Raw genomic sequence first — 14,512 nt, forward strand, 5'->3', positions numbered from 1 at the left:
CAAACCACGTTTACGGTGTTCGCACCCAGCACAATTGCGGTAGGAGGTCCTACCGTGGGGAGACAAGAATTTTGTGAGGCTAAGTATCCAGCCGGTGCCGTAGCAACTGCTGCCGAGTCCATCGGTGTGCTTACTAAAAAGCAGCTTGGGCAGCTAGGCGAAGCCGCGGTTGCTGATTTTTTACTGGACACCGGCAAACAGGTGCTGGCTCGCAACTGGCGTAATCGCTGTGGTGAGCTAGATTTAATTATCGCTGACGGTGGCGTAATTGCAGCGGTAGAGGTTAAAACTCGGAGCGCTCTGGGTTATGGCACCGCACTGGAAGCTGTAACCCCGCAAAAGCTGACGCGACTCAAACTGTTGCTGCACACCTGGGTGCGGCAGCAGAAAGCATTGCAATACCGCGGGCTACGGATCGATGTTGCCGGGGTGGTGGTGCGCCGCGGCGCAGTGCAGCAACTGGAGTATCTAGTTGGGGTTGCTGATGTCTAATAAAATTACAACCGCAGCAGCAATCGCAGTGACCGGCATCAGCGGCAACATAGTACGGGTAGAAGCAGCAGTTTCTAATCAGCTGCCGGGCATGGTCATTATCGGTCTAGCTGACACCGCTTTGCATGAGGCCAAACAGCGTGTCCGACTGGCTTGCGCCAACAGCGAATTACCGCTTAGTAAACGCTTCTTAACCGTTAATCTCTCGCCTGCGGAACTGCCGAAATACGGTTCGGGCTTTGATTTAGGGATTGCCTTAAGCTGCTTAGCCGCTTCAGGCACAGCTCCTGACCCGGCAACAGCGAACTGCGTTTTCATCGGGGAATTAGGGCTTGATGGCAGCGTGAAGCATGTGTCGGGTTTGTTTGCGGCGGTGCTCGCGGCTAAGCAGCAGGGATACACCAAAGTGATGGTTGCCACGACTGCGGCTGCTGAAGCGGCACTGGTTCCGGGTATGACGGTGGTGCCCGTTGGTAATCTGCGTCAAGCGGTGCAGTATTTGGAAACTGGGAAGATTGAGGCTCCTGCGCAGGCTACCGTAGCTGCCGTGCAGCAGCCTGCCGCAAGTCTTCGGCAACCACCTGATTTAGCTGAGATAGTCGGTCAAGAAAAAGCGGTCAGGGCGTTAATTATTGCGGCCGCAGGCAGACACAATCTCGCGATGTGGGGGCCGCCAGGCAGTGGTAAAACCATGCTTGCCCGGGCGCTGAGCGGAATTCTGCCGCCACTGGACGCTGCCGCGGCGCTCACCTGCAGCAGTATTGCAGCGGTGTGCGGGCAGCGGGTTACACAATTGGTGAAGCAAGCTCCTTTCGTGGCACCGCATCACAGCGCCAGCACCGCTTCACTGATTGGCAGCAGTCTCGGCAGAGGCAACATTCAGCCCGGTGACATCACCCGAGCGCACCACGGGGTTTTATTTCTCGACGAAGCACCAGAGTTTTCAGCGCGTTTATTAGACGCCCTGCGCCAACCGCTGGAGAGCGGCACCATCACAATTCAGCGCGCAAAAATACGTGCTCAACTGCCGGCAGATTTTCAATTGGTGCTAGCCGCAAATCCGTGCCCCTGTGGCAGTGCGGGTGATCCACTGCAAAATAATCACAACCCCTGCATTTGTAGCCCGACGCAGCAGCAGCGCTATTTAGCGAAGATTTCTGGCCCGATCGCTGATCGCATCGATATTAGAGTCCGGCTGCAACCTGTGCAGCGGTTAGATCCGACTGGGCAGGGCATGGTTGATTCTGCCACAGCACGCGCGCAGGTTACTGCCGCAAGAAAACGACAGCAGCAGCGGTTTGCGGAGCAGGCATGGCGGTATAACTCCGAAACCCCCGGTACCTGGCTGCGTTCCGGTCCCGGCCGATTACCGCGACAGCACACTGCGGTGCTAGATGCCGCACTGCAGCAAGGAAAACTGACGCTGCGTGGCTATGACCGGGTGCTGCGGGTGTCCTGGACGATTGCAGACTTAGCCGGCGCAGCACGGCCGGAACGTGAGCATATCGCAACAGCTTTGAGCTTGAGAGGAAACATAACATGAAAACACCACAGGAAAAAACAGTTTCCGCGGTAGCCTGGTCGCAGCAGCCGCAAGCAGCGGCGGTTACTGACAGCATTACGGCGCTCGCGGCAGAGTACGGGGAGCAGCTGCGCCGTTTGGGCGACTTTGAAGCGCAGCATCTGGAGGTGTTGGTGGCGCGGATGCTCTGGAATGTTTTAGCGGAGCCCGGCGATCGTCTTGCCGGGCGGTTGATAGCAGCTTACGGTGCGAAGACAGCGCTCGGGGTGGCGTTACAGCGGTTGAGCTGGAAGCAGCTGTGCACCCAGTACCCAACACTGCGGCAGTTGGAAATCAGCCCCAGCAGTTTTAAGGCTGGGCAGGAGCGGTGGGCAGCGAGAATTAAAGGCTCTAATTTAACGGCAATGTTTACCGCGCTGCTGAGCAGTGCGCTCACTGCAAAACTACAGGTTTTGATGCCTGAAGCAGCTAGCTGGCCGACCCAGCTGGATGATTTGGAAGATTGCGCACCGCTGCTGCTGTGGTATCAAGGGGAAGCTGCGGCATTGCGGCGGCGCAGCTTGGCAGTGGTGGGTGCGAGAAGCTCCAGTGAGTACGGCATCACGGTTACCGAGCACTTCACGAGACAAGCGGTTGCCGCAGGCTACATGATTTGCTCCGGCGCAGCTTTCGGCATTGACGCCGTAGCGCACCGCACCGCGCTACAAGCAGGAGGAGTGACAGTGGCGATTTTGGCGGGCGGTATGAGCAAACCATATCCGCGGGCTCATCTGCAGCTATTGGCAGAGATAGTTGCCGCAGGGGGAGCAGTGGTTAGTGAAATGCCGCCGCACTATGCGCCAACCAGGTGGCGGTTCTTGCAGCGTAACCGGCTAATTGCGGCGCTGAGCGAAGCGGTTCTGGTTACTGAGGCATCAACTAGATCCGGCAGTATTAACACCGCCGGACACGCGGCTCAGCTCGGCCGTGGCTTAGGTGCGGTGCCCGGCAACATCACTTCTTACGGGTCGCAGGGGTGCCATAAACTGCTGCTGGAATACAGTGCGGAGCTGATTTGCAGCACTGCGCAGTTGCAGCAGCTGTTGGGGTTTGCGGGAACAAATGAAGCAGCACCGACTGGCGGTGACCGTGACAAGAGCTTGCACTTGCGAGTTTTAGATGCACTCCCGTTGCGCGGTTGCGTGACCAGCGAACGGGTTGCGGCGAAAGCGGGAATTAGCAGCGAAGAGTGTGAAAACGCGCTTGCTGAACTAGAATTACTGGGAAAGGTGAAACTCGTTGAGAATGCTACCGGGCAAAGCTGGAAGCTGCACTGCGAAGCTTGAACGCTCCGGTTGTTTTGCAATACCAGTTGACTGCAGCACAGTTCACGATAGCGAGCAGTAGTGGCAGCTGTCGAGTGCGGCAGCGCACAAGGTTGAGCACAATAGGTCAGCAGTGACGAGCATTACTGCAGAGCGGAGGAGTGGCAAATGCTGATAGCAACAGCCATCGAGCGTTTTTTGCAAACGCTCGTGCACGAATACGGTTACTCTCCACAGACACTGCGCGCATATCGTAACGACCTTGCGGCCCTGCTAAAATTCTGCGACTCTCAAAATTTGACGGAGGTGCCGCAGCTCACCCTGCAGGTGCTGCGCGACTGGCTATGGCAAAAACAATTCGGCAGTGGTGCGGGATCCACGGCGGTGCGCGGATCCGCAAAAACAGCCCCCAAGGCCACCACAATTGCACGGAACATCGCAACCGTGAAATCATTCGGGAAATGGTTAGAGTCGCAAGATTTAGTCGCCGCTAACCCCGCCGCGCGACTGAAGACCCCGCGGCAAGCCAAACCACTGCCAAGAGTTGTGAAACCAACGCAGATGCAGCAGCTGCTCGCGGTAACAGCCGCAGCCGCAACGCCAGATGATCCGCTGGCAGTGCGCGATGCCGCAATTTTAGAACTTTTATATGCCACCGGGATGCGTGTCAGCGAGCTATGCGGCATTACCCTGCAGGAGCTAGATCTTCCAGAACACAAAGTCACGGTAACTGGCAAAGGGAGCAAGCAGCGGGTGCTTTATTTCGGTGCCCCCGCAGCAGCAGCATTGCAAAAATATTTAAGTGACGCCAGAGCTAAACTGCTGCCGCAAAGTCCACAAAAGCCTGCCATATCCCAGCTGTTTTTAGGAGCACGCGGTGGCAAATTGGCACCTTCGGTGGTTTATAAACTCACCTCCCAGCACCTTGGCAAAGCGGGCGGAGCTGGTCCCAGCGGCCCCCACACCCTGCGACACACCGCGGCAACCCACCTGCTGGAGGGCGGCGCCGATGTGCGCGTTGTGCAGGAGATGCTAGGGCACCAAAACCTCGAGAGCACGCAGCGATACACCCACGTCTCGCCGGCCCGGCTCGCTGCAGCTTTTAAACAGGCACATCCGCGGGCGTAAGCGGCAATAACCGCGGCTTAGCCGCCAAGAACAGCAGCGGATTAACGTATTCGTCATGCATCCGCACACCCAGGTGGATACTCGACTCTGGTGTGTGCCCTAGCGAGGTTCCCAAAACCTCACACTGCGTCACAGGGTCGCCTGCTTGTAGCGTCGTTACCAGTGGCTCTATCGCATAAACCAGGGTTTCATTAACCCGCACCGCAAGCACCGGTCTGCCCGCGACCTCGCCGCTGAAACTGACGATTCCTGCTGCAGGTGCGCGGACCGTGGATCCGCCAGCGAGATCCACCCCGCGATGTCCTGGACCGTAACGGTGCGGGGGCTTTTCAAAACCGCGCGCAACTCGCAGAGGCACCCCGAGTGGGGCACACCAGCGTGCCGCGGTAGTGCTCGCCAGCTGTGTTCGGACTGAGGGCGCGACGGTCATTGGCGCGGCTGGCGGTGTCGCAAACGCTGCAGCCGGGAATAACAGTGCCGTCGTCGCTGCAAGGGTAAGGATACTGTGCTTTGTGAGCTGCTGCTTGCGAGCAGAATTGTTACGTAGTGCGAACAGGATATGCATGCTTTTAAATTACGTTGCTGCCGCAGCTGACATCCGAAAACTAAAAAAGCTGTGGAAAATGCTTAAGGTTTTGGGCGGTGACAACAAATTGTGTTTCGTTGCCGCTATGTGTGTTTCGCGGACATCCCGGTGCGGCTGCGCCGGCAGACACTTACCGCCGCAGCAGTCTGTGTGGCGGGTTTAAATATCGTCATGGAATCTGCTATTCTTAGAGAGCATCTCTCGCGAGGTGACTTCGCGCGCCGAAAAAAGCTCTAATCTCTGGTCTTGCATAGCAAGCGGTTAGGTCGCGGCGCTAGGGCGTAAAAGCGCAAAATCAACCAAAAACCGTGCGTCAGCACAGAAAAGGAGACGACTGTGGCAGTCGTAACAACCCGCCAGCTACTTGACAGTGGTGTCCACTTCGGTCACCAGACCCGCCGTTGGAACCCAAAGATGAAGCGCTTCATCTTCACCGAGCGCTCAGGCATCTACATCATTGATTTGCAGCAGACCATCGGTTACATCGATGAAGCATATGCTTTCGTTAAGCAGACTGTTGCACGCGGCGGCAACATTCTTTTCGTGGGCACCAAGAAGCAGGCGCAGGAGGCTATCGCTGAGCAGGCGAGCCGTGTGAATCAGCCTTACGTGAATCAGCGCTGGCTGGGTGGTTTGCTGACCAACTTCCAGACTGTAACAGGTCGCCTGGAGCGCATGAAGGAGCTTGAGGAGCTGGATTACGAGGGCGGCACCACCGGTTTCACCAAGAAAGAGCTGCTGCTTAAGAAGCGCGAGCTGGAGAAGCTGCAGAAGACCCTCGGTGGTATCCGTCACATGACTAAAACCCCTGCTGCGCTGTGGGTAGTTGACACCAACAAAGAACACCTTGCTATTGACGAGGCAAAGAAGCTTGGTATCCCAGTAATCGCAATTCTCGACACCAACTGCGATCCTGACGAGGTAACCTACCCAATCCCAGGCAACGACGATGCAATTCGTTCAGTTTCACTGCTGACCCGCATCATCGCTGACGCTGCCGCTGCTGGCATGGTGGAGCGCCACCAGAAGCCAGGCGAGGAAGCAGCAGCTGAGCCACTGGCTGAGTGGGAAGTGGAGCTGCTGCAGGGTGATGCAGCTGCTACCGAAGCTCCAGCAGCTGAGTAAATTTTAGATTTTTTAAACAACATAAGGAGTAACAATGGCTGCAGTAACTATGGCCGCTGTGAAGGAACTGCGCGAGCGTCTCGGCGCTGGCATGATGGACAGCAAGAAGGCTCTGGAAGAGGCTGGCGGAGACATCGAAAAAGCGATTGAGATTCTGCGTCTCAAGGGTGCTGCCGGTGTCGCTAAGCGCGAGGGTCGTTCAACTACCGAGGGTCTGGTTGCGGCTCACGAGGGCGACGGTAAAGTAACCCTCATCGAACTGTCATGCGAGACTGACTTCGTGGCAAAGAACGAAAAGTTCATTGCGCTGGGCGACAAAGTGCTCGTTGCGGTTGCTGCCGCTGGCGCAGCGACCGTGGAAGAAGCACTTGCTGCTGAGGTAGACGGCAAGACCGTTGCTGATTTGATCACCGATGAGTCTGCAATCATCGGCGAGAAGCTGGAGCTGCGCCGTGTAGCGCTGCTGGAGGGTGACGCTTTCGCTGTTTACATGCACCGCACCTCAAAAGATTTGCCACCGCAGGTTGGTGTAGTTGTCGCTTACTCAGGTGACGACGCAGAGACCGCGCACGCGATTGCACAGCATATCTCATTCGCTGATCCACAGTACCTGACTCGCGAAGACGTGCCAGCTGAGGCAGTTGAAAAAGAGCGTGAGATTGTGACCGAGATTGCCAAGAACGAGGGCAAGCCAGAGGCTGCAATGCCAAAGATTATTGAGGGTCGTCTGACCGGTTTCTTTAAGGGTATTGTGCTGCTGGATCAGGCTTATGCACGTGACAGCAAACTGAGTGTGCAGCAGGTTGTCGATCAGGCTGGCCTGACCGTAACCGGTTTTGCTCGCTTTAAGGTAGGCGCTTAAGTTAACCCAGGAAAGGCTCGGGGATTTATTCCTCGAGCCTTTGCTGTACCAGAATTCTGATTTAATCCGGCGGCGCGGGTGTGGAGCCTGATAAAACAGGATAAAATTAACTAGATTAAAAATAAGGAGCTAAATGTCTGAGCAACCACGCAGAGTATTGTTGAAGCTTTCCGGTGAGGCCTTCGGAGGTGGTTCGCTGGGTGTTAATCCAGACATTGTGGGGCAGATTGCGCGGGAGATTGCTGCTGCAACTGCCTCTGGGGCGCAGGTCGCTGTCGTGGTTGGCGGCGGTAACTTCTTCCGGGGCGCAGAGCTGAGTCAGCGCGGTATGGAACGCAGCCGTGCTGACTATATGGGCATGCTCGGCACCGTGATGAACTCTTTGGCGTTGCAAGATTTCCTTGAGCAAGCTGGTGTTTCCAGCCGCGTGCAGTCAGCTATCACGATGACCCAGGTTGCCGAGACATATATCCCGCTGCGCGCAATTCGGCACCTCGAAAAAGGTCGTGTTGTGATTTTCGGCGCCGGTGCGGGGCTTCCTTATTTCTCGACAGACACGGTTGCGGCACAGCGCGCCCTGGAGATCCACGCCTCAGAAGTACTTGTTGCTAAAAACGGGGTAGACGGCGTTTACACCGCTGATCCAAAACTTGATCCGACCGCTACCAAAATTGACAGCATCAGCTACAAAGATGCTCTGAGCCGGCGGCTCAAGGTGGTTGACTCCACTGCCTTCAGCCTGTGCATGGACAACAAAATGCCGATGCGCGTTTTTGGCATGGAGCCAGCAGGAAATGTGACCGCCGCGATTTTGGGAGAACCGCTCGGCACCATCGTGCATCCTTAGCGAACAGAAGCCTTTATAAATCCTGATTGGAGAAAAATGATTAACGAAGTTTTTACCGACGTTAAAGAGCGTATGGCGAAAGCCGTGGAGGCAGTGAAAGAAGGTTTCGCCGGCGTGCGCACCGGGCGCGCTAATCCGTCTCTGCTGCAGAGCGTGATGGTTGACTACTACGGCACCGCAACCCCGTTGCCGCAGCTTGCATCTGTGCAAAACCAGGATGCCCGCAGCCTGGTGATCAACCCTTACGACAAGGGCGCCCTGCACGAGATTGAAAACGCTATCCGCAACATGCCAAACCTCGGCGCTAACCCGTCGAACGACGGCAACGTGGTGCGCGTTACCTTGCCGGAGCTTACCGAAGAACGTCGCCGCGACTACGTCAAAATGGTGAAGAACCGTGCCGAGGAGGGCCGTGTAGCGGTTCGAGGTGCCCGCCGCAAAGCAAAAGATGAGCTGGAGGCGCTGAAGGCAGAGGTCGGCGAAGACGAAGTAGCGCGTGCTGAGAAAGAGCTGGAGAATATCACCAAGCAGTTCATCGACCAGATTGACACCGCGCTGGCCGGTAAAGAAGCAGAGCTGCTTGAGGTCTAAATAGAGATGAGGCGCAGCAACCACCATTTGCTTGCACAGGTAGAGGCGAAGGCCGAAGCTCGCAAGCAGCAGTTCGAGGCTGCTAACGCAAAAATCAGTGCTCGTGCGGGGCGTAATATTTTCTTCGCTGTTACTACGGGTGTGGTTTTGGCGTTGCTGGTGGTTGCTGCCCTCGCTTTTAAACAGTTTTTACTGTTGCCGCTGGCACTGGTGGTTGCGGCTCTCGCCCTGTACGAGCTAGCGACTGCGTTTCGTAAAGCCGGGCGGCGAGTGCCGCGGGTGGGCGTGATAATCGGCGGTGCCGTGGTGGTGACGCTGAGCGCTATGCAGGGGCCTGACGGTACCATCACCGGGATGCACATTGCGACCGGCTTGCTAGTGGTGTGGCGTCTAATGGAGAGTTTGCTGCCGCAGTTTCACGTGAAGTGGCGCAGCATGATTGCGGATCTTGCCGCCGGGGTTTTCACCCTCGTCTATATCCCGTTTCTGCTGTCTCTGATTGTGCAGTTGGCGCTGATTCCCACCAACGGCGCAATGTGGGTTTTCAGTTTGCTGTTGCTGGTTATCCTCAACGACACCGGGGCATATGTGTGTGGCTTGAACTTCGGTAAACATAAAATGTCGCCGCGGATCAGCCCCAACAAAACCTGGGAGGGGTTTGTTGGGGGAGCCACAGTGGTGGTTGCTGCCGCGGTGTTTGTGTGTGGTCCGCTGCTTGGGATGCCGTGGTGGGGCGCTGCACTGCTGGGACTGGCTGTGGTGTGCACCGCAACTGGCGGTGATCTGATTGAGTCAATGATTAAGCGTAATCTCGGGGTGAAGGATATGAGCAGCTTCATTCCCGGGCACGGTGGTATTCTGGACCGCCTGGATTCTATTTTGCCAACGAGCGTGCCGTTTTACGCGGCTGGGCTCGCACTAGGAGTGCTATAGTGTCAAAGCCTGCTACAGCGGCCACTTTCCCACTCGCGAAGCGAGGAGAGCTTGGTTACGATCGCCGCGAGGTTGATGAGTTTTTAGCGCGGGCACGCGCTGCCTATGATGATCCCTTCGGTGAAGCCGTTATGACCGCCGCAGAGGTGCGCGGTGTCAGCTTTAAAATTTCAAAGCGCGGGTATGCGGCGCGGTTTGTTGACGCTGCTATCGATCGTCTCGAAGAAGTTTTTTATGAGCGGGAGCGGCGTCATGTGCAGCGCGCGGAGCAGCGGGAGCAGTGGCTGCGTGAGGTGCGTGGTCTTGCTGCTGAAGTGTTAGCGAGAGCGGGCAGGCCGAAAAATAAAAAGTTTCGGCGGCGCGGAATTTTTGCGATGGGTTACAAGCGTTCACAGGTTGACGCTTTTGTGGAGCGCGCAATTGCGGGTCTTTCTGGGAGGGGTCTGATTACTGCTTCGCAGGTGCGAGAAAGCCTATTTCACGCGGAATGGCGAGGGTATGATGAGGCTCAGGTTGACGCTTTCCTGGATGCAATCACAGAACTCATTTTGGCAGAACGTTAGTAAAGTGTTATAAACTGGTGGATAGTATGAGTGAACTAGAGCATTACAACAAAGCCCCACGACGTCAGCACACCGGTCGCCGTCTGGCTGCCGCTGTGAGCGCAGCAGCAGTTTGTGCGGTTGCTGTAGCGGCACCGCTTTCGGTGCAGACCTCTGCTCACGCGGAGGTTGTGCCATTACAGCGTGGTGAAGTGCTGAACCAGGAGCTGATGGCGAAAGCAACAGCTGAAGCAGAGTTCAAGCTCCCATCTCTCGAGGTTTCTGAACTGCAAAAACCAGCCGAGGTCGCAACTCAGGCACAAAGCAGCTCAGGCAGTGCTAGTAGCAGCGGTGGAGGCAGCGTTAGCGCGCCACCTGCGGGCACCCCTGATCCTGGCAGCGCGCAGGCAATTGCGCGCGGCTATGTGCAAAATGACAGTGAGTACAGCTGCCTAGTCGCACTGTGGAATCGGGAATCAGGTTGGAACACCTATGCTATGAACCCGTCAAGCGGTGCTTACGGCATCCCGCAGTCGCTGCCTGGTAGCAAAATGGCTTCAGCTGGTGCCGATTGGCAGACCAACCCAGACACGCAGATTCGCTGGGGCCTGGGCTACATTCAGGGTCGCTACGGCTCACCATGTGCTGCGTGGGCACATTCTGAAGCTGTTGGCTGGTACTAAACAGTGCCACGTCGAAACTCTCGTCGTGTGACAGCACCCCATAAAGACCTTTCGTTTCTGGCAAATGGCGGGGCGCACAGTCGCACAATTAGAGGGCGAGAGTACAGTTATCGCACTATTAGTCCGCGGCAAGCGGTAAAAACTTACACCTGCCCCGGCTGCGGTAATGTTATCGCTGCCGGGGTGGCGCATATCGTCGCCTGGCAGGCGGACAGTATTTGGGGTGATAGTGCTGCTATTGCGGATCGCCGACACTGGCACACACACTGCTGGAGTCTGGCGTAAGCACCGGAATTAACACCCTGGCTACGCGAGCCGCGGGGCAGCGACAGGTTACGCAACCTCGCGCCGCCCGATATTGCGTTACGGATATTTCTGAGTGTTAAACAGCTTACGGCGTTAAAACAGTGCGTTAGGATCGCCAGCTTCAAGCTGTTGCAGACGCTGCTTAACAGCGGCAAGTTCCTGCTCCAATCGCTTAACTTCAGCAGTGAGGCTGGCGATGCTATCAGCAGCTGACGTGGTTGAAGCGGTGCTTGTTGGGGTGGGCGCCGCTGCTTCGCGGGTTTGCGTTGCAAATCCTGGTCCGCTAACTTTTCCACACCCCGCTTGATACGCTGCGGCTGCGGCGCGTGCCTTGCTGTCGGCAAGCTCATTCAGGCGGTGCCCAGAGTGACCTTTAACCCACTCAAAGCGCACGTCGCGACCTGCAAGCGCGCTATCCAACTGTTTCAGCAGCTCCTGATTTAAGACCGGGGAACCATCTGCTTTCCGCCAGCCCCGGCGCTTCCAGCCGGGCAGCCACTTAGTCAGCGAATCAATTACGTATTTACTGTCACAGTAAATAACCAACTGCGCTGCTACCGCTGCGGTGCTCTCCAGCAAATCTAAAACCGCCTGCAACTCGCCCTGATTATTGGTTCCGTGAGCCCACCCTCCAGAACGCCAGGTGCTGTCATCAATAACCCAAGCCCACCCGGCCGGGCCAGGATTTCCGAGTGCTGATCCATCAGCCGCGGCAACGATGCGCATCATAGGTTATCCCGTGGTGCGTCGTCGGTGTTCCCAATCTCCACAACCGCTGCCACAGCTTCATCGTGCTGCACCTGGGTTTCAATCGCTGGCTTTGCGCTCTGTGATAGTTTTTGTGCGTTTGCAATCACATCGCCCAGGCTCTCAAAGTAGCGTGCCACCGCGCCACGCTCCACCTTCAGCTGGTTCATCCGGTCTTCAGCCGCCGCTAGCACACTCTCTGCTCTGCTTTCAGCCGCGGCAAAAGTAGCGTTTGCGCGGCGTTCCGCTTCCGCCACAATTTCTGCTGCACGATTTTCGGCGGTGATGCGGATATTGCGTGCATCCTCCTGCGCTGCCGCCGTCAATACCAGCAGTTCCGCCTGTTTTGCCTCGGTCGCTTCCAGCAGAGTCTGGAGTTCCTGCTGCGCGGTTTCAAGCGCAGCTTCTGTGACACTTGTCGCCTCGTTAAAGCGCTGTTTCAAATCAGCCTCCAATGTGCTGCGGCGCTTCGCGTCTTCCTCATCAAAAGCCAGCTTTGCGGCATCGATTTCAGCTCGCAGATTGTTGGCGTATGCCTCCGTCGTGCTGCGCAGCTGTGCCAGTTGGGTTTCTTCCTGGTGTCGATACTCAGCGAGCTCAGCAACGGTTTGCGACCGCAAAATATCGGTTTCACTGACCGCCTGTTGCAGAATTTCAGCGCGCTCCCGCTCCACCTGTGCCTGATGCGCAGCAAGCTCTGCTGTGAGTCTCTCGTGCTGTAGACGCTCTCGCTCAGCCAGCGCTGTTTCCAGCTCGGATTGCCGACTTGCGAAATCGTTTTCGAGGCGGATCGAGCGGCGCTCATGTTCTAGCTCTAAAGTTTCACGCAGCTGTGCTAGCTCTGCCGCAAGCTGTTCCCGTTTAGTCTCAAGATCGGCTTGCAGTGCCTCGCGCTGCGCGGTGATTTCCGCCTGCAGCGCATTCTTTTGCGCGGTGATTAACGCCTGGTGCTGTTGCATTTCAGTTGCTATTTGCTGCTGCTGAGCGTTTGCCGCAGCCTCTAGCTGTGCTGCCTGAGCTTCACGCTGTTGCGCGAGCTCAGCCTCGTGCTGTGCGGTTTCTGCCGCGAGCTTACTGCTGTGTGCGGTCAGCTCTGCGGCGATGGTGTCTTGCAGAGCAGCAATGTCGCTGGCAAGCTGTGCTTCAACACTGCGTTGTTCGGCCGCCAATGACGACTGCTGCGCTGCGCGGTCGGCAGCAAGTTGTGCAGTCTGTGCTGCGGCCTCTTGTTCGAGACGCAACTTTTGCTGTGCTCTTTTCTGCTCTAGCTCTGCGTCAAAGGCACTGCGTTCTGCAGCCAGCTGTTGCTCCTGTGCGCTCGCTGCGCGAGCCAGTTCGGCGCTGTGCGCTGCAGCACGGTCACGCAACTGCTCTTGCTGTGCCGCATCCTCGCTGCGCAGCACTTCCTGGTGTGCCAGTAGTTCTGCTGCGATCCGCTCCTGATGTGCGGTGAGCTCCGCTGCTAGGGTATCAGCCTGCTGCTGCTGAGCAATTCGGAGTTTAGTGTGTTCGGTTTCTCGCAGTTGTGCAAGCTGCTGTGCCGCAGCTTGGTGGGCGGATTCCAGCTGCGCTGTAGTTTGCTCACGCAGTGCTAGCAGCTGTTGTTCTTGTGCTGTTGCTGCAGCCTCCAGCTGTGTTTTTACGCTGCTCTGTTGGGCTGTCAGACTCTGCTGTGCCGCGGTCTGTTCGGCGGCGAGTTCGGCGGCGAGCTGTTCTCGTTGTGCTTGCAGCTCAGCTTCCTGCTGGGCTTTTGCGGTGGCAAGTTGTGCAGCATGCGCGGCGGATTCCTGAGCTAGTTTCTCGTTGTGTGCCTGTAGCTCGGCCGCCAGTCGAGACTCGTGCTCAGTGAGCTCAGCAGCCAGGCGGGCAGCTTGGTTGCTTGCCTGCTGCTGCAGAGCGCTGGCTTGTTCTTGTGCCGTGGTTTCAAGCTCAAGTTGTCGTGCCGCGAAATTGCTGGTGAGCTGCTGCTCTCGCTGCAGCTGTTCAGCTTCGAAAGCTGCGCGTGCTTGTTCCTGTTCATCTAGCAGTCGCGCCCGGTCGCGCTGGTAGCTTGCTTCATCGGCTGCTTTTTGCGCTGCAAACGCTGCGGCTGCAGCAGTGGTACGCTGCTCTAGTTCGGCTGCCTCTTCGCGTGCCTGGCGCAGTATCGTGGTGGCTTCCGCATGCGCTGCAGTCAGCATCGCCTGGGCATCGCGCTGAGCTCGCTCAACAGTGGTGGCGGCCTCTCTGGTGCTAGCTGCCATGGTGAGCTCAGCACTGCGCTCGGCCTGTGTCAGGAGTCGTTCACGCTCGGTGTTTGCTGCCGCGGTGAGCTCTGCAACGTCGTTTTTGGCGCCGCTGAGCAGAGTATCAGCCTGCTCTGTAGCGGTTGTTACCAAGGTGTCGGCTTGTTCTTGCGCTTGACGCAGTAGTCGGCTGGTTTCTTTCTCTGTGTTAGCGCGGAGGTTTTCGGCATCAATATCTGCCTGTGCCATCAGGCGCTGCGCAGTGTCTTCTGCCACCTGGAGGCTCTTTTCAACGCGCAACCCAAGCCCGGTGTATCCCGTAGCACCGAGGCTTTCAACCTGTTCTCGCAGATCCGCAACGAGCTTACGCTGTTCTTCATTGTCGCGCGAGGTGTTTTGGAAGGCTAGTTGCAGCGCGCCAATGTGCTCCTGCAGCTGCAACAACTGCTGGTTGAGGTTGCCGATGTGCTCGTCTACCTCTTGTTTGTTGTAGCCGCGCATTGCCTGTGAAAACTGTGCCACCGTTCCTCCTGTAATTGTTGCTTCTATCTTAAATCACTTTGCTCAGCCACTACTGAGCATTCTCCGGTAAAATTACGAGAACATTTTGCGTTCATCG

General features: G+C 56.9%; 13 protein-coding genes and 1 pseudogene. 11 read left to right on the top strand and 3 right to left on the bottom strand.

Annotation, left to right across the window (positions count from 1 at the left end):
- Window positions 1-54 precede the first annotated feature (54 nt).
- The 4 genes from F5897_RS00175 to F5897_RS00190 all read left to right on the top strand — a co-directional run bounded on the left by F5897_RS00175 (window position 55) and on the right by F5897_RS00190 (window position 4,446).
- Window positions 55-492, top strand: coding sequence for a YraN family protein (locus F5897_RS00175; RefSeq protein ID WP_183304069.1), 438 nt, complete (start codon window positions 55-57; stop codon window positions 490-492).
- Window positions 485-2,035 carry a YifB family Mg chelatase-like AAA ATPase gene (locus F5897_RS00180; RefSeq protein WP_183304070.1) on the top strand — a complete coding sequence of 517 codons (1,551 nt, stop codon included), beginning with the start codon at window positions 485-487 and terminating at the stop codon, window positions 2,033-2,035. The genes F5897_RS00175 and F5897_RS00180 overlap by 8 nt, the downstream gene beginning before the upstream one ends.
- Entirely contained in the window at window positions 2,032-3,339 is a 1,308-nt protein-coding gene (gene dprA, locus F5897_RS00185) for a DNA-processing protein DprA (protein ID WP_183304071.1), read from the top strand. The genes F5897_RS00180 and dprA overlap by 4 nt, the downstream gene beginning before the upstream one ends.
- A gap of 147 nt (window positions 3,340-3,486) precedes the next feature.
- On the top strand, window positions 3,487-4,446 hold the full coding sequence (locus F5897_RS00190) for a tyrosine recombinase XerC (RefSeq protein WP_183304072.1): 960 nt from the start codon (window positions 3,487-3,489) through the stop codon (window positions 4,444-4,446).
- Here the strand turns inward: F5897_RS00190 and F5897_RS00195 are convergent.
- Window positions 4,421-5,011 (bottom strand): M23 family metallopeptidase, encoded by a 591-nt coding sequence (locus F5897_RS00195; RefSeq protein WP_183304073.1) that lies wholly within the window; start codon window positions 5,009-5,011, stop codon window positions 4,421-4,423. The two genes, F5897_RS00190 and F5897_RS00195, sit on opposite strands and share 26 nt — an antisense overlap.
- A gap of 357 nt (window positions 5,012-5,368) precedes the next feature.
- Here F5897_RS00195 and rpsB point away from each other — a divergent pair, with 357 nt between their 5' ends.
- The 7 genes from rpsB (at window position 5,369) to F5897_RS00230 (ending at window position 10,615) form a co-directional block, all read left to right on the top strand.
- Complete coding sequence (rpsB, locus tag F5897_RS00200) at window positions 5,369-6,157, top strand: 30S ribosomal protein S2 (RefSeq protein WP_124823947.1); 789 nt, start codon at window positions 5,369-5,371, stop codon at window positions 6,155-6,157.
- Between the two features lie 34 nt (window positions 6,158-6,191).
- Entirely contained in the window at window positions 6,192-7,019 is an 828-nt protein-coding gene (tsf, locus tag F5897_RS00205) for a translation elongation factor Ts (RefSeq protein WP_124823948.1), read from the top strand.
- A gap of 133 nt (window positions 7,020-7,152) precedes the next feature.
- On the top strand, window positions 7,153-7,866 hold the full coding sequence (gene pyrH, locus F5897_RS00210; protein WP_124823949.1) for a UMP kinase: 714 nt from the start codon (window positions 7,153-7,155) through the stop codon (window positions 7,864-7,866).
- 36 nt (window positions 7,867-7,902) lie between these two features.
- Window positions 7,903-8,457, top strand: a complete 555-nt coding sequence (frr, locus tag F5897_RS00215; RefSeq protein ID WP_183304074.1) for a ribosome recycling factor — start codon at window positions 7,903-7,905, stop codon at window positions 8,455-8,457.
- A 27-nt stretch (window positions 8,458-8,484) separates the two neighbouring features.
- Complete coding sequence (locus F5897_RS00220; protein ID WP_233574292.1) at window positions 8,485-9,390, top strand: phosphatidate cytidylyltransferase; 906 nt, start codon at window positions 8,485-8,487, stop codon at window positions 9,388-9,390.
- Window positions 9,390-9,953, top strand: coding sequence for a DivIVA domain-containing protein (locus F5897_RS00225; RefSeq protein WP_233574293.1), 564 nt, complete (start codon window positions 9,390-9,392; stop codon window positions 9,951-9,953). Before F5897_RS00220 ends, F5897_RS00225 begins: the two co-directional genes overlap by 1 nt.
- Before the next feature lie 26 nt (window positions 9,954-9,979).
- Complete coding sequence (locus F5897_RS00230; RefSeq protein ID WP_124823953.1) at window positions 9,980-10,615, top strand: aggregation-promoting factor C-terminal-like domain-containing protein; 636 nt, start codon at window positions 9,980-9,982, stop codon at window positions 10,613-10,615.
- Window positions 10,616-11,113: 498 nt separating this feature from the next.
- On the opposite strand, the pseudogene F5897_RS00235 reads toward F5897_RS00230, so the two are convergent.
- Both F5897_RS00235 and F5897_RS00240 read right to left on the bottom strand, forming a co-directional pair.
- A pseudogene (locus F5897_RS00235) lies at window positions 11,114-11,647 on the bottom strand (ribonuclease H family protein); the annotation flags it as partial.
- A complete protein-coding gene (locus tag F5897_RS00240; protein ID WP_183304075.1) occupies window positions 11,647-14,415 on the bottom strand; it encodes a hypothetical protein in 2,769 nt (922 codons plus the stop codon). The gene F5897_RS00240 and the pseudogene F5897_RS00235, both read right to left, overlap by 1 nt.
- Window positions 14,416-14,512 lie beyond the last annotated feature (97 nt).

Origin of the sequence: Canibacter oris, from assembly GCF_014197205.1 — a bacterium.
GTDB classification, from domain to species: Bacteria; Actinomycetota; Actinomycetes; order Actinomycetales; family Microbacteriaceae; genus Canibacter; species Canibacter oris.

Excerpts from the sequence above, each read along its gene's own strand:
- F5897_RS00180 (WP_183304070.1), top strand. The coding sequence starts at position 485 with ATGTCTAATAAAATTACAACCGCAGCAGCAATCGCAGTGACCGGCATC.
- dprA (WP_183304071.1), top strand. The coding sequence starts at position 2,032 with ATGAAAACACCACAGGAAAAAACAGTTTCCGCGGTAGCCTGGTCGCAG.
- F5897_RS00190 (WP_183304072.1), top strand. The coding sequence starts at position 3,487 with ATGCTGATAGCAACAGCCATCGAGCGTTTTTTGCAAACGCTCGTGCAC.
- F5897_RS00195 (WP_183304073.1), bottom strand. The coding sequence starts at position 5,011 with ATGCATATCCTGTTCGCACTACGTAACAATTCTGCTCGCAAGCAGCAG.
- tsf (WP_124823948.1), top strand. The coding sequence starts at position 6,192 with ATGGCTGCAGTAACTATGGCCGCTGTGAAGGAACTGCGCGAGCGTCTC.
- pyrH (WP_124823949.1), top strand. The coding sequence starts at position 7,153 with ATGTCTGAGCAACCACGCAGAGTATTGTTGAAGCTTTCCGGTGAGGCC.
- frr (WP_183304074.1), top strand. The coding sequence starts at position 7,903 with ATGATTAACGAAGTTTTTACCGACGTTAAAGAGCGTATGGCGAAAGCC.
- F5897_RS00230 (WP_124823953.1), top strand. The coding sequence starts at position 9,980 with ATGAGTGAACTAGAGCATTACAACAAAGCCCCACGACGTCAGCACACC.